The 14,635-nt window shown below is 66.7% G+C and carries 16 protein-coding genes and 1 tRNA gene; all 17 read right to left on the bottom strand.

Annotation, left to right across the window (positions count from 1 at the left end; translation table 11 throughout):
• Nucleotides 1-13 precede the first annotated feature (13 nt).
• The gene (locus M3N53_07155; protein ID MDP9068107.1) at nt 14-1,195 is read right to left on the bottom strand and encodes a hypothetical protein; all 1,182 of its coding nucleotides are present in this window, start codon (nt 1,193-1,195) and stop codon (nt 14-16) included.
• A gap of 25 nt (nt 1,196-1,220) precedes the next feature.
• On the bottom strand, nt 1,221-2,345 hold the full coding sequence (locus M3N53_07150; protein MDP9068106.1) for a hypothetical protein: 1,125 nt from the start codon (nt 2,343-2,345) through the stop codon (nt 1,221-1,223).
• A gap of 4 nt (nt 2,346-2,349) precedes the next feature.
• A complete protein-coding gene (gene gcvPB, locus M3N53_07145; protein ID MDP9068105.1) occupies nt 2,350-3,795 on the bottom strand; it encodes an aminomethyl-transferring glycine dehydrogenase subunit GcvPB in 1,446 nt (481 codons plus the stop codon).
• Between the two features lie 71 nt (nt 3,796-3,866).
• On the bottom strand, nt 3,867-5,201 hold the full coding sequence (gcvPA, locus tag M3N53_07140; GenBank protein ID MDP9068104.1) for an aminomethyl-transferring glycine dehydrogenase subunit GcvPA: 1,335 nt from the start codon (nt 5,199-5,201) through the stop codon (nt 3,867-3,869).
• A 42-nt stretch (nt 5,202-5,243) separates the two neighbouring features.
• Nucleotides 5,244-6,323: a glycine cleavage system aminomethyltransferase GcvT gene (gene gcvT, locus M3N53_07135; GenBank protein ID MDP9068103.1), complete on the bottom strand. Its 1,080-nt coding sequence runs from the start codon at nt 6,321-6,323 to the stop codon at nt 5,244-5,246.
• Nucleotides 6,323-6,487, bottom strand: a complete 165-nt coding sequence (locus M3N53_07130; protein ID MDP9068102.1) for a hypothetical protein — start codon at nt 6,485-6,487, stop codon at nt 6,323-6,325. Before M3N53_07130 ends, gcvT begins: the two co-directional genes overlap by 1 nt.
• 291 nt (nt 6,488-6,778) lie before the next feature.
• Nucleotides 6,779-7,264 (bottom strand): MerR family transcriptional regulator, encoded by a 486-nt coding sequence (locus M3N53_07125; GenBank protein ID MDP9068101.1) that lies wholly within the window; start codon nt 7,262-7,264, stop codon nt 6,779-6,781.
• A gap of 199 nt (nt 7,265-7,463) precedes the next feature.
• A complete protein-coding gene (locus tag M3N53_07120; protein MDP9068100.1) occupies nt 7,464-7,943 on the bottom strand; it encodes a bifunctional nuclease family protein in 480 nt (159 codons plus the stop codon).
• 21 nt (nt 7,944-7,964) lie between these two features.
• Nucleotides 7,965-8,543, bottom strand: coding sequence for a hypoxanthine phosphoribosyltransferase (gene hpt / locus M3N53_07115; protein MDP9068099.1), 579 nt, complete (start codon nt 8,541-8,543; stop codon nt 7,965-7,967).
• A 17-nt stretch (nt 8,544-8,560) separates the two neighbouring features.
• Complete coding sequence (locus M3N53_07110; protein MDP9068098.1) at nt 8,561-9,754, bottom strand: D-alanyl-D-alanine carboxypeptidase; 1,194 nt, start codon at nt 9,752-9,754, stop codon at nt 8,561-8,563.
• Nucleotides 9,755-9,760: 6 nt separating this feature from the next.
• Nucleotides 9,761-10,474 (bottom strand): MerR family transcriptional regulator, encoded by a 714-nt coding sequence (locus tag M3N53_07105; protein MDP9068097.1) that lies wholly within the window; start codon nt 10,472-10,474, stop codon nt 9,761-9,763.
• Between the two features lie 3 nt (nt 10,475-10,477).
• Complete coding sequence (locus M3N53_07100; protein MDP9068096.1) at nt 10,478-10,948, bottom strand: zinc-ribbon and FHA domain-containing protein; 471 nt, start codon at nt 10,946-10,948, stop codon at nt 10,478-10,480.
• Nucleotides 10,949-11,002: 54 nt separating this feature from the next.
• Entirely contained in the window at nt 11,003-11,386 is a 384-nt protein-coding gene (gcvH, locus tag M3N53_07095) for a glycine cleavage system protein GcvH (protein MDP9068095.1), read from the bottom strand.
• A gap of 134 nt (nt 11,387-11,520) precedes the next feature.
• Nucleotides 11,521-12,117: a CDP-alcohol phosphatidyltransferase family protein gene (locus M3N53_07090; protein ID MDP9068094.1), complete on the bottom strand. Its 597-nt coding sequence runs from the start codon at nt 12,115-12,117 to the stop codon at nt 11,521-11,523.
• Between the two features lie 58 nt (nt 12,118-12,175).
• A tRNA-Pro gene (locus tag M3N53_07085) sits at nt 12,176-12,250 on the bottom strand.
• 296 nt (nt 12,251-12,546) lie between these two features.
• Entirely contained in the window at nt 12,547-13,890 is a 1,344-nt protein-coding gene (der, locus tag M3N53_07080; GenBank protein MDP9068093.1) for a ribosome biogenesis GTPase Der, read from the bottom strand.
• Entirely contained in the window at nt 13,877-14,551 is a 675-nt protein-coding gene (cmk, locus tag M3N53_07075; GenBank protein ID MDP9068092.1) for a (d)CMP kinase, read from the bottom strand. The genes der and cmk overlap by 14 nt, the downstream gene beginning before the upstream one ends.
• Between the last annotated feature and the right edge of the window lie 84 nt (nt 14,552-14,635).

Genomic DNA, 14,635 nt, shown 5'->3' with positions numbered 1-14,635 from the left:
GCCGGCCCGTCCCCTAGTAGAACCAGTGGCCTTGGGTGAAGACCACTACTCCCAACGTCGCAAGCGGAGCGAGCCCGATGATCATCCACTCGTGCAACCGCGGCCGTTCGTGTGTCACCTTTGCCAGGAACAACACGACCGGGAACATCGTCAACAGCATGCGCGGGATCGAGTAGTACCAGGTGCTCGTCACGAGCACCGCAAGCAACGAGCCCATGAACGTGGCGTAACCCCACTCTTTCTTCCACAGGGCCCACACGACGAACGCGAGGCCGACCGCGGCCGCCACTATCTCTAGCCGCCAGGCTAGGAGCCAGTTCGTCGGGTGCGTAGACACGTCCCACGTGTTCCAGGTGTTCATGAACGAAGCGACGGGACCCACGAAGGTCCTCCCCCACCCCTCCCTCTGATGAACGAGGAACTGGAATGGGTTCCCCATGGCGCGGGCGAGGAACGCGCCGTAGGCAAGCAGAGGCAGGAGGCCGACGATCAACGAGAAGAGCGCATTGCCCACCCTTTCGAATGAGAACTCCCGCTGGCGCACGAACTCGACGGCGAGTCCCAAGATCAGGAACAGCCCCGCCGCGCGCGCTCCCATCGCAACTGCCGCCGGCAGCGCCACCAGGTGCCAGCGGGCGCGGCGCGCGTAGTAGAAGGCGGCGATCGCTCCCGCGAGGAAGATCGATTCGCTGTAGGGAGCGATCAGGAACACCGCCGTGGGAAAGATCGTGAGGTACAGAAGGGCGCGCCTCCCTGCGCCCTCACCGATCTCCTCTTCGGCCAACCTGAAGAGGAAGACGCCGGCAACGATCGCGCCCATCGCCGCCACGACGAGGCCGGCTACCACCGGAGAGAATCCGAGCCACAACAGGGGGCGCACCGCGAGAGGGAAGGCGGGAAAGAATGCGGCCGCATGCTCGTCGCTCTGCGGCGCGGTGTAGCCATACTCCGCGATGGTGAGGAAGTGGTCCGCATCCCATCGCCGCCACATCTCCTCGAAACCGGTGGCGGGGGCGCCCGTCGTGTTCGTGGTCAGCATCCAGCTGACCGCGAGGCCGACGCCGAAGAAGGACACCCGAGACAGCAGCGCGAGGCGGAGCGACTCGGTCCACGCTCGTTGAACGAGGCTGTCCGCTGTGGTGGCAGAGCGCGGGGTCTCTAGGCGCTCGCCGGTCGCGGCGTCGATGGAGCTCACCTCTGAAGGATAAGCAGGTCCTCGTTCAAAAGAACCACGCGCCTCGGGTGTAGACGACGACCCCGACCGCCGCCACCGTGGACGTCACCATGAGATACGACTCGTGGAGCTTCGGAAACCGCAGCGTCAGCTGGGCCATGAACAGCGCAGCAGGAAAGAAAGAGAGCAGGATCCTGGGGACGCTGAAGTACTCCGTGCTGGTGAGCAGCACCGCGAGCATGCTGCCCATGTACGCCGCGTAGCCCCACTCTTTCTTGTTGAGCGCCCAGACGACGAAGGCGGTGCCGGCGATCCCGGCGACGACCTCGAAGCGATAGGCGACAAGGAAGTTGGTGCTCTGCGTGGGATCGTCCCACCTATCGATCGTGTTGCGCAGCGCGTTCACCGGCCCCACGAAGGCGCGGCCCCATCCCAGGCGCTGTTCGGTGAAGAAGTAGAGGGCATCCCCTTTGGTCAGGGCCAGGAAGGCGCCGTATCCCAGCAAGGGCAGAGTGCCCATCAGCAGTGACGTTGCCGCCGCGATGTTCCTAGGCGCCGAGAAATCGCGTTGCCGCAGGAACTCCACCAGCAGCCCGAAGAGCAGGAATACCCCCGCGAAACGACTCCCCATCGCGATCGCGGCTGGCAGCCCGACCTGATCCCAGCGTCCGCGCCGCGCCATGTAGAAGGCCGGGACCGCTCCCGCGAGGAAGAGGGCTTCGCTGTAGGGAGCGATGAGGAAGACGCCGGTCGGGAAGAGCGCGAGGTACAGCACCGCGCGCCGCCCTGTGCCTTGGCCAAGCTCCTCATCCGCGAGCTTCAACAGGAACGTGAAAGCGATCCAGGAAGAAACCGCAGAGACGAGCAGGCCGGCGGCGAGGCTCGGGATGCCGAGGAACCCGAGCGCCCTGATGGCGAGTGGGAAGAAGGGGAAGAAGGCATACGAGTTCGTAAAGCTTCCCGGTCCCTCGTATCCGAGATCGGCCGTGACGAGAAAGCGGGTCGCGTCCCAGTTGACCCACATATCGAACGGCCCCCGCTCCGGCAACCCCTGCGTATCGCCGGACAACAGGAACGAAGCGACGTAGGCGAGAGCGAAGAAAACGACCCTCACGCCGAGGACGATGACTCCCGCGATGACCCACGGCGACCGGCGCTCGGTGGCGGGCACGGCTCTACTCAGGCGACCAGCGCAGCCTCAGCTCTCGTGCAGCTTTGGCTTCGTCCGGCCGTCGCACCGGCGTGGTGACCGGCGCGCCCTTCAACAGGTCCGGGTTCGTCTCGGCCTCGGACGCGATCTGGTTCAGAGCTGCAGCGAGACCGTCGATCGTCTCTTTCGATTCCGTTTCCGTCGGCTCCACCATCAAAGCCTCGTCGACGACGAGCGGGAAGTAGACGGTCGGCGGGTGATAGCCGAGGTCGATCAAGCGTTTGGCTACATCCATAGCCTTCACCCCGTGCCTCTTGAGCGGCTTCGCGGTCGACACGAACTCGTGCATGCAGTCGCCCGGATAGGCCGTGGGGAACGCTTCTTCGATCAACGCCTTCAGGTAGTTCGCGTTCAGAACAGCCCGCTCCGCGACCAGCCGCAGCCCCTCGGGTCCCAGCGAGCGCAGGTACGCGTACGCGCGGACGTTGATGCCGAAGTTCCCGTGGAAGGAGTGGATCCGCCCGATGGAGTCTGGCCGGTCGTGGTCCCACCTCCACCTGTCGCCCTCGTGTGCCGGAGGCGCGAGAACGGGCGCTGGCAGGAAGCGTTCGAGGCGTTCGGAGACGGCTAGGGGCCCAGAGCCCGGGCCGCCGCCGCCATGGGGGGTCGCGAACGTCTTGTGCAGGTTCAAGTGGACGATGTCGAAGCCCATGTCGCCGGGCCGAACGACGCCGACGATCGAGTTGAAGTTCGCGCCGTCGTAGTACAGCAGGCCGCCGACGCGGTGGACGGCTGCCGCTATCTCTTTGATGTCGCGCTCGAAGAGACCGAGCGTGTTGGGGTTGGTGAGCATGAGGCCCGCGGTCTCGTCGTCCAGCGCGGCCTTCAGCGCGTCCAGGTCGACCAAGCCCCGCTCGTCGGAGCGAACCTCCTCGGCGCGATAGCCGGCAAGCGACACGCTCGCGGGGTTCGTGCCGTGGGCGGAGTCCGGGATGATGACCTTGGCCCTCTGGTCGTTCCGGCTCGCGTGGAACGCGCGCATCATGAGAAGCCCCGTGAGCTCGCCTTGAGCGCCCGCAGCGGGCTGGAACGTGAGGCGCGCCATCCCGGTGGCTTCACACAGTGCGCGCTCGAGAGTGCCGAGAAGCTCCAAAGCTCCCTGGACGAGCTCCTCGCCCGCGAACGGGTGCAGCGTCGCGAAACCCGGCAGGTTCGCCGCCTGCTCGGCGATCTTCGGGTTGTACTTCATGCTGCACGACCCCAGGGGGTACGGCCCTACGTCGATCGCCCAGTTGCGCTGGGAAAGCCGCGTGTAGTGACGCACCAGATCCAGCTCGCTTACCTCCGGCAGCGCGGGTGGAGCCGTGCGCCGATGCTCCACGGGGAGCAGATCGTCTAGCTCCGGCGCGTCGACCGCCACCTCCGGAAGCGACCAGGCGCGCCGTCCGGGGCGGGAGGTCTCGAAGATCAACGGAAACGTGTCCGCATCCCCTCCGGGGCGAGTAGCGGTCCGCGTGCCGCCCGAGGGCTCCAGCGTCCGGGTCACCGCTCCGCCAGCTCCTTCTCCACCGCTTCGGCGAGAGCGTCGATGTCGGCCGCCGTGCGCTTCTCCGTCACCGCAACCAACAGACACCTATCTAGATCCGGGTACCAGGTGCCGAGGGCCGGACCGGCGAGCACACCCCGCTTCGCCAGCGCGCGCACCAACGACCCCGCCACCACGGGCGTCTCCAGCACGATCTCTTTGAAGTGCGGACCTGCGAAACGAACCGTGCAGCCGGGGATCTCCTGCAGCCGGGCTGCGGCCGCGGCCGTTCTGCGCATGCACACCTCGCCGAGCCGGGCGAGGCCCTGGGGGCCGAGCCACGACAGATGGACGGCGGCCGCGATCGCCATCAGGGTCTGGTTGGTGCAAACGTTCGACGTCGCCTTGGCGCGACGGATGTGCTGCTCGCGCGCCTGGAGGGTCAACACGTAGGCTCGGCGGCCGTCTGCATCCAGCGTTTGGCCCGCGATCCGTCCCGGCACCTGGCGCACCAGCTCGAGCTTCGTCGCAAACAGCCCCACGTAAGGGCCGCCGTAAGACGACAGGTTCCCGAGCGCCTGGCCCTCTCCGACCGCGACGTCGGCGCCCATCTCCCCCGGCGAGCGAAGCACGCCCATGGCGGTGGGATCGGTGACGCAGACGACCAGGGCCCCGGCCTCGTGGGCGCGCTCGCACACCGCCGCCACATCCTCCAGCCGTCCGAAGAAGTTCGGGTACCCCAGCACGACTGCGGCCGCCCCCTGCGGGTCGATAGAGCCAGGATCGACCACGCCGCGGGGGCCGTGCGGCAGCTCCTGGATCTCGAGATCTAAACCTGAGGTATAGGTCTTGAGCACCTGGCGGTAGTGTGGATGGATGGAGTCGGCGACCAGCACCTTCTCGCGGCGCGTCGACCGAACCGCCAGGTTCACGCCCTCCACCAAAGCGTTCGCGCCGTCGTAGAGGGAGGCGTTCGCGACGTCCATGCCATAGAGCTCGCAGACGAGGCTCTGGAACTCGAATACAGCTTGGAGCACGCCCTGCGAGAGCTCCGGTTGATAGGGCGTATAGGAGGTGGCGAACTCCGCCCTACCCGCCAGGGCTCCGACGGCCGCCGGAACGTGGTGGTCGTACGCTCCCCCACCGGCGAAGCACAGGAGGTCGCGCCCGCTCGCGGAGCGGCTCGCGAGATCGGCCATATGAGCCGCGAGCTCTGGTTCCGCCAGCGGCTCCGGCACATCGAGGGCGCGGCCGAGCTTCAGGTCCTGTGGGATGGACGCGAACAGCTCGGCGACGTCGGCGAACCCGGCGCGCGCCAGCATCTCGGCCACGTCGTCGGCCGTGTGTGGCATGAAGTCCACGTCAGGAGGTCCTTTGTCTACATGTGGACAAGGTCACTTCTTGCCTCTCTCGATGAACGGCGGCTTGACGATAACCCCCGGGATCCGGCGGCCGCGCGCCTCTATAGCGACCTCGTCGGCGGCCGCGGGCGCACCTGCGCGGGGACCCAGCGCCAGTGCGATCCCGGTTTGAAGTGTGGGCGAGAAGTTCCCGCTGGTGACCGTTCCCACCTCCTCGCCGCCGCGCCTCACCGAGTGGCCCTGACGCGGCACACCGCGGTCGGTGCAGCGCACGCCGAAGAGCTTCCGCTCGGGCTTCGCGGCGCGCACCTTCTCGAGAGCCTCGCGGCCGCGGAAAGGCGTCTCCCACGCGAGGGTCCAGCCGAGCCCCGCCTCCAGAGGGTTCACGGCCAGAGTGATCTCATGTCCGTAGAGCGCGTATCCCATCTCCAGTCGGAGGGTGTCGCGGGCGCCGAGCCCGGCGGGGGTCGCTCCCAGGGAAACGATCCTCTGGAACGTCGCGGGGGCGGACGCGGCGGGGACGTACAGCTCGACTCCCTTCTCTCCGGTGTAGCCCGTCCGGGCGACCATCCCGAGGCCCGTCTCGAATGGCAGCTCGGCCCATGCATGAAGCGCTAACTCATGAGCGCCGGATCCAGGCCATCCCCGCTCGAACAGCTCCAACGAGCGCGGGCCCTGAAGCGCCAGGATGGCGAATCGATCCCACTCGTCGGTCGGTTCCGACCCGGCCTCTGCTATCGCGTCGGCCACCGCGGTGACGTTCGACGCGTTCGGCACCACCAGCCACTCCTGGTCGCCGATGCGGTACGCGAAGACGTCGTCGATGCAGCCGCCTTCGTCGGTGAGGACGAGCGAGTAGGTGGCGCGACCCGGTGCCAGCGCGGCGATATCTGCAGTGAGGGCCCTCTGCAGCGCGGCTTCAGCCGCGGCGCCCGCAACGCGGAGCTTTCCCAAGTGGGAGACGTCGAAGACGCCCGCCGCGGTGCGTACGGCGTTGTGCTCCGCGATCACACCCGTGTATTGCAAGGGCATCTGCCAGCCGCCGAAGTCGGTGAGCCTCGCCCCCAGCTCCCGATGCTCGGCGAGCAGCGGGCTCGATCTCTCCTGTAGCACTAACCCGCGAGCGGCTTTTCGAACAGAGAGACCGGCGGCGCATCCGCCGCCTTCGCCGTCAGCAACGATCCCTGGGAGGGCTCCTCGAGTCCGTACTTGATCAACAGGTTCAGGTAGTCCCGCTGGTAGAGGATCTTGCACTTGACGTCGGGGTAGAGCTCCATCAGGCGGCGCGCCTTGCGGTTCTTCTTCGTGACGAGCTTCTGGTTGAGCGTCGTGATCTCTATGTAGAGGTCGAACGCAGGCAGGTAGAAGTCGGGCGAGAAGCGCTGGGTGGGGGTGCCGGAACGATCCCATTCGATGTCGAAGGTCGTGGGCTCGTAGCACCAGTCGATCCGATAGAAGTCGAGAAGCCTGGCGAACTGACGCTCGCTGTTGTGCGCGAAGGCGACGCGTTCGTGGGGAAGTGAGGGTGTCGCCCGATCGCTCGGGCCGCCGATGCCCTCCAGGATCGCTTACCCCTCCTCGGCCGCCGTTGTCACCTTCGGGTCCGTCGAACGGTACTCCACCTGCTCCCCTACGGGGCGGAGTTCTCGCAAAGTTCCCGCGAGCTGGTCGCGCACCTTGTCCACCGCCACGATGGCCCCGAGAACTCCCTGCCCGGAGCGCAGCAGATCGACGACCTGCGCATCGGAGGTGCACGCGTAGACGCCGTTGCCGTCGGTGACGATGGTGACCTTCGACCAGTCGTCGTCGAGGTGATCGCGCACATACTCGATCGCCTGGCGGACCTTCTGGAGGCTGGCACCCGCGTCGGTCAGGCTCTTGATCACCTTCAGCTGAAGCAGGTCGTTGAACGAGTACAGACGCTGCGTTCCGGAGCCCTTCGCCTCTTGTAGCGAGGGCACGACCAGGCCGGTGCGGGTCCAGTAGTCGAGCTGGCGGTAGGTGATGTCGACGATCTTGCAGGTCTGCGGTCCGCGGTAGCCGGTCTCGCTCATCATCTCTCCCCGTCGAGTGAGTGACACCTTCGTAGTTACGTGGATGGCAAACAGTAGGGGCCGCCGGCGCCTATGTCAAGAACAACCCTAAAGCGGAACTAGACGGTCGCGCGTACGCCGCGGTCGGTCCCCGCTCTTCACCAGTGCCGGAGCGCGGCTAGCCGATACAGGCAGTTCGAGACACAGAAGATCGGGCCCGCTACTGGTCGGCGGCGAAATCCTCGGGGGTGACCTGGTCGAGGAACTCACGGAACTTCTCCACCTCGGTCTCCTCTTCGTCCCGCAGCTCGATCCCGGCCTGGTCCAGAACCTCCTCGGCCGCGTAGATCGGAGCGTTGATCCGGACCGCAAGGGCGATCGCGTCGCTGGGGCGCGACGACACCTCGACGGTGCGGCCGTCGCTGCTCATCCGGATGAGGGCGTAGAAGGTTTGGTCGACGAGCTCCGAGATGAGGATCCGCTCGACGGCGACACGCGTCTCTCCCAAGATGTCGCGCATCAAGTCGTGGGTCATCGGCCGCGGGGTCTGGATGCCTTGCAGCGCGAATGCGATCGCCGTTGCCTCAACGGCTCCGATCCAGATAGGGAGGTACCGATCGCCGTCGGACTCCTTCAGAAGGACGATCGGTTGGTTCGACGGGAGCTCGACGCGCACGCCGACGAGCGAAAGCTCCTTCATGGAATCGAAACTAACACTCCCCTACGCGCCCGAACCCACGAACAACGGGGGGACGAGAAGCATCGGATCGTTCGCCAGTTTCGCGATGTCCTTGATCGCCAGGATCTCGGGAACATTGCGGTAGAGACCCTGGAAGTCGAGCCCATACCCCACCACGAACACGTCGGGGATCTCGAAGCCGGAATACTCCAACTCCACGGGCACGATGCGGCGCGCGACCTTGTCGAGCAGAGTTACCGCGCGCAGCGATGACGGCCGGCGCTCGCCCAACGTGCGGCGCAGATAGTTGAGAGTCAGCCCCGTGTCCACGATGTCTTCGACTATCACGACGTCGCGCTCCGCGATGTCGATCTCTAGGTCCTTCTCGATGCGCACGACGCCCGAGGACGCTCCGGACTGGGAGTACGAAGAGATGGAGATGAAGTCGATCTCGATCTCGACCTGCATCGACCGCGCGAGGTCGGCGAGGAACAAGGTCGATCCCTTCAACACCCCGACCAACAGCGGGGGCCGGATCGGGTCGCGGAAGTCCTCGCTCATCTGGCGTGCGAGCTCCTCGATCCTCGCGGCGAGCTCGTCCGCGGGGATCAACCGATCCATGGAGTGATCGCCTGTCGTCACGCAGCTCCCGCGCCGATCACCGTCGCCGCCGTCCGCAGGAGCCCGGAGAGTGCGAGGGCGCCCCACGACGGCGGGTCAAGCGCCACCGCATCTTCCGCAACCGCGGGGATCGTCTGAACCGCGTCTCCAACCGCTACCTCGAGCGTCCCTACCTCCTGGCCCGCGTCCAGCGGCAGGAGCAGGTCGTCGGAGGGTGTGAAAGTGATCGCGACCTGGTCGGCGGCCGAAGCGGGTCCCGTGACCTCTGCACCGGCCACGATCCCGGTCGCGCCGCCGGGATCGAACACCAACGACCCGACGCGTTCACGCTCCGCAACCAGGACCGAGGTCCTGGCGGCGGCTCGCTTCTCGAGCAGCCGAAGGCGAGCGAACCCGAGGTCGAGTAATCGCCGCGAGTCCGAGGCCGCGTCGACCGAGCGCATCGCGACGGCGATGACCCTCCGGGGACCGCGTTCCGCGGCCGCAACCAGAACCTCTCCCGCGCCCAGGGTTCGGCCGGTCTTGACGCCGATCGCGCCGCGGTAACTCTCGAGTAGAAGATTACGGTTCTCCACCGTGACCCTGCCTTCGGGTGTGGCGATCGCGCGTCGGGGCGTCGTCACGATCCGTGCGAGCTCGGGTGTCGCGAGCAGGTCTTGCGCGATAAGGACGAGGTCGTAAGCGGTGGAGACGTGCCCCGGCTCGTCGAGACCGTGGGGGTTGGCGAACGAGGTGTCTTCGGCTCCAAGGGCAGCGGCGGCCCGGTTCATGTCACGCACGAAGCGGTCGATGTCTCCACCGACGTGAGAGGCCAGCGCGGCCGCCGCTTCGTTCGAAGAGTCGAGGAGCAGCGCGTAGAGAAGATCTCTTACCGAGAAGACATCTCCGGCCTCGAGGTCGAGGCCTCCCCCGCCCACGGCCGCCGCATCCGCCGGCACCCGCACCAGATCGCCCATCTCCGCGCCTTCCACGGTCAAGAGGGCGGTCATCATCTTCGTGGTGCTGGCGTTCGGCAGGCGCTCGTGCATGTTCCTAGCGAACAGCACGCGCTGCGTCGCGGGGTCAAAGACGAGGCAGGCGCGGCAGGTGACCTCGACCGGGCCTTCCTGAGCCTGCGCCGCGCCGCTCTGGTCCGAGGTGCCCACGCCCGGGGTCAGCACCAACAGGGCCGCGACGAAGCAGAGGAGGTGTCGCTTTATCGATAGATACACAAATAGCTACAGGATCTCGCGCAGGCTCGACCTCAGCGCGGCTTCCTTGAGCTGGCGAGATAGCCGCGCGAGCTCCTGGACGGATTCGATGGCTTGGGTTTGTGCCGAAGGATCGCGGCGGCGGGCGCCGGGAGAAACGATCTGCGCGAAGAACGTCGCCTCCCTCTCCGCGAACTGCCGGTACATCCGGAGGTGGCGGGGCTCGACGCCGAAGTCGAAGAACCGCCTGGCCGCGCGAGCGACCACGAGGTCGTTCTCGTCGTAGGTGCCGCTGGAGGTGCCGGGCAGGATGCCGAACTCGTCCAAACCGCGCATCTCCTGCTCGGACAGATTCGCGGCCGCCCGAAGCTCGTCCCGGCTCATCTGCACCGCGGTCATGTCGGCTCCGGCGCCGTTCCCTCCAGCCGCGGAGTCCGTCGGAGGGGCGGCAGCGGCGGGGTCTCCGGGAGGGATCCCACCGTTGGCGTCTGCGTCCCTCAACCTCTGCTTGATGACTCGCAGCGGCAGGAACTGGTCACGCTGGAGGGACAGGATGTATCGCAGCCGCGCCACATCGCTCTCATAGAACTTGCGGTAGCCCGACGCGGTCCGCTCGGGGACGATCAACCCTTCCGCCTCCAGGAACCTGATCTTCGAGATGCTCACCTCCGGGAAGTCCGTTTTGACGCTCTCTAGGACCTCACCGATGCTCAGGTAATCGCGCGACCGTGACAGCGGCATCGATCAACCGCCGCCGAGGAACACGAGCTTGAACTTCCCCACCTGGATCTCATCACCGCTGCGGAGACCTCCCTGCTCGACCCGCTCGCGGTTGACGTAGGTACCGTTCAGGCTGCCTACGTCGTGGATCGCGAACCCGTCCCCGGTCCGCCGGATCTCCGCGTGGCGCCGGGAGACGGTGATGTCATCGAGGAATATCTCGCTGTCCGGGTGGCGCCCGATCTCGGTGCTGTCGGAGTCGAGGAAGAACTTGCTGCCGGCGTTGGGGCCGCGCTTCACGATCAAGACCCCCCGCCCGTCCTCCAACTCCTCGGGGGAGATGTGAACCTCTTCCTCGAGGTCGGTCTCCAGCTCGGGGGTCGCGAAGGTGATCGTGGTGTCGTGGCCGCCGACCCGATCGGTGAGGGGCGTGCCGCAAGAGGCGCAGAAGTTGCTGCCCTCAGGGTTCTTGTGTCCGCAGTTCGTGCAGTACATCGCGCGGACCCTATAGCACAGCTTTAGGCTTGGTCAACGCTTGCAGGAGCGTCACTAGCCCTCCTCCGTGAAGCGTCGGTATTCGTCTGCCGTCATGAGCCCGTCGATGCTCCCGTCACTGCCCTCGAGAGCGACCAGCCAGCCGCGACCATAGGGGTCGTCGTTGATCAGCTCGGGGTTCTGCTCGACCTCCGGGTTCTTCTCCACGACCCTGCCGCTGACGGGGCTGTAGACATCGGAGACGGACTTCGTCGACTCGACCTCCCCCAGAGGTTGATTCGCCTGCACCTCCGTCCCCGCTTCCGGCAGCCCCACGAAGACAATGTCTCCCAGCTGATCCTGCGCGTAGTCGGTGATGCCGACGACGATCCGGCCGTCGTCCGGGCGCGCCCACTCGTGGTCCTTGGTGTAGCGGCGATCTTCGGGGAACTCGGACACCGATCCTCCTTTGCTAGTCACTCTCACTTCGGAAACATATCGATATGTTGATAAAGCTCCCGAGGGCGCGCTCCTGCTCCGCCCCGACCACATCCTGCACCGCGCGCTCGGTCCGAGGGTCTCCGGGCTCGTCGTCACGGGCCCGCGCCCTTCAGAGCGCGCAGTCTCTTCACTGCCTCGCGCGCGTAGACGGCCGCCGCGGCCCAGTACAAGGCCGCGCCGACGAGCGTTGTGATCAAGCCGGGACCTTCGATCGACGCCGCGACGGGCAGCGTGGTCTCTGACACAGCGAGCAGCGTGAGACCGAGGAACAGAGAGGCGGTGGCGGCCTTCCCGGTGCGGTTGACCGCGATGCGCTCGATCTTCCTGCGCTCCAGATACGGGAAAAAGCTCAGGACCGCCAGGTCTCGACCCACGATCGAGGCCGCCACCCACCACGGAAGCGTCTCGCGCGCCACGAGGGCTAGAACCAGCGCGGCGATGAAGATGCGATCCGCCAACGGATCGAGGAGCTTCCCGAGCTCCGACACCTGGTTCGTTCGCCGGGCGATGTAACCATCGAGGAAGTCGCTCCATGCGCCGACCGCGTACAGGGCGACGGCCTGGTTCTCACGGTTGGTGACGAAGAGCCAAACGAACACCGGGACGGTGGCCAGCCTCACGAACGAGATCAGGTTCGGGATCGTCGCGATACGGGTGCTGGTGGCGGCAGCCGCGGGAGAGGGATCCATCTCCACGTCGCGGAGCCGACCCCCTTTCGGTACTGCCTACGCCTGTCGAGGCGTCCGGTCGGGACGGCCGGATTCGAACCGGCGACCCCTGGTCCCCCAGACCAGTGCGCTAACCAAGCTGCGCCACGTCCCGCTGCTAGCCGAGCTTGCGGCGCTCGGGCGCGAATCATAACGAGTCGCCCGTGGGCATCCGCCAGCGAGAGACAACAAGAAGACACGGTGACTTGTCTACAAGTGCCTTGTGTAGACGGCCTATGCCACGTGCTGCGCTGCACCTCGAGCTAGTGGCTGAGGGACAACCCCTGCGCCAAAAGCGCCACGGGCTGACATGCGGATCGCCCAGGTCCGTCGCTCGCCACGCGGGGGCGCCAGCGGGCGCTCGGAACGGGTGGTGGCGGCGGCGCCGTGTGTGGGCCGCTGTGCCAGTATCTAACCCTCTCGTTCATCTCGAGACTTGAGCCGGACCTCGATCTGGATCGGGCTTCCAGCGAAGGGCTCCCGCGCCCGGATCCTGTGCTCTATATGGCGTAGGTACGCAGGCTCCAGGCGGCCGGAGCTGAACAGCAAGAAGCGCGGAGGCGCCACAGAAGCCTGAACCGCGTAGAGGATGCGGCTCGCCCTTCCGCCGACCCGCGGGTGAGGCTTCCGCTCCTGGGCCTCCCGCACGAGTTGATTCACGACGGACGTCGGCAGTCGCCGCCGGTGCGAAGAGATGGCCGCCTCTAGCGCCGGCACCACCCTTTGCACCCCCCTCGCGGTGAGCGCAGATGTTCGGACGATCGTCGCCCACGGGATGAAGCGAAGACGATCGAGGACGAAGCGCTCGAGCCGCTCCCGGTCCACCGGATCGGACTCGATGAGATCCCACTTGTTGAGCACCACGACGCAGGCGCGTCCGCTTTCGACTATCTCCTGCGCGATCCGCTGATCGTGACCCGTTACTCGCTCCGACAGGTCGATCACGAGGACGGCCGCATCCACCCGGCCGAGCGTCTGGCGTGACCGCAGGAAGCTGAAATACTCGAGCGGGTCCTTGATCTGGACCTCGCGGCGCATCCCTGCCGTGTCGACGATCCTGATCCTGCGACCGTTCTCCAACAGCAGCTCCGAGTCGACCGGATCGCGGGTGGTGCCGGGCCGCGAGTCGACGATCGAGCGCTGCTCCCCCAGGAGCGCGTTCAGAAGCGACGACTTTCCGACGTTGGGACGCCCAACGATCGCGATGGATGCCCACGCATCCTCGGCATCACCAGTCTGCTCCGGCAGCTCCGCTACGAGCACGTCGAGGAAGTCGCCGGAGCCGCGGCCGTGGAGCGCGGACAGGGGTAGCGGTTCACCGAGGCCGAGCCGGTGAAAGGACGCCGCCATCGGGATGTCGCGCGGATCGTCCACCTTGTTCGCTGCCAGCACGACAGGCTTCCCCGATCGTCGGAGCGCGTCGGCCACAAGGTGGTCGTCTTGAAGCGCTCCCACGCTGGCGTCCACGACGAGAACGACCACGTCCGCGGACTCGATCGCGACGTGCGCCTGTTCCGCCACGCGCGCATCGAGGCCCTCCGCGCCGGGCTCGAGCCCGCCTGTGTCGAAGATCTCGAACCGGCGACCGCCCCAGTCCGCGATGAACCCGCGTCGGTCGCGTGTGACCCCCGGCGTCTCTTCCACGATCGCCTCCCGCCGCTGCAGGATGCGGTTCACGAGCGATGACTTGCCTACGTTCGGACGTCCAACCACTGCCACCACCGGCAAGCGGCCTCCGCCGTCAGCTGTGCTCATCGCCATCTCGCCGCAAAAAAGGACGGGCGATATCGCAGATCCGAGTGATCACCTGCTCCGTGGACATCTGTGTCGTATCGATCGCAATGGCGTCCTCCGCTTGCAGGAGAGGTGAGATCGCTCGGCTGCTGTCGCTGTCGTCTCGGCGGCGGATGTCACTCTCTAGCCGGGCGAGCGTGTCGGGATCTTCATCCAGTCCCAGCTGTCGTGCGCGCCTGCGGACCCGCTCGGGCAGAGACGCAGTGAGGAAGATCTTCACCTCCGCGTCCGGAAGGACGGCGGTCGTGACGTCGCGACCTTCCATCACGACGTCTCCCCCGCGCGCCGCGGTCCGTTGGAGAGACACCAGTGCGTCCCTAACGATCTGGTGGCGCGCGATCTTCGCCGCGGCCGCGGTCACGTCCGCAGCGCGGATCCGATCTTCCACCGGCCGCCCGTTCAAGGTGACGCCTCGGTCGGAGAACTCGACCCGCGACCTCGCCAACACCGCCGCGACCTCGCCCGCGTCGTGCGGATCCGCTCCTGCGTCGATCGCCGCGAGAGCGACCGCGCGGTACATCGCTCCCGTGTCGACGTAGCGGATACCCAAGCTGGCCGCGACCGAGCGCGCGACGAAGCTCTTCCCGGCGCCCGCAGGTCCGTCTATGGCTATCGCTGTCACCGGTTGAGCGCCTCCCGCGCTACGTTCAGGAACTTCGGGAGCGGCGCGGCGAGTCCCCGCGTCACCAAGGCCCCCGGCCTATCC

The sequence above is a fragment of the Actinomycetota bacterium genome, from assembly GCA_030776625.1.
GTDB lineage: Bacteria > Actinomycetota > CADDZG01 > CADDZG01 > WHSQ01 > MB1-2.
This window is presented reverse-complemented; position numbering and strand designations above follow the sequence as displayed.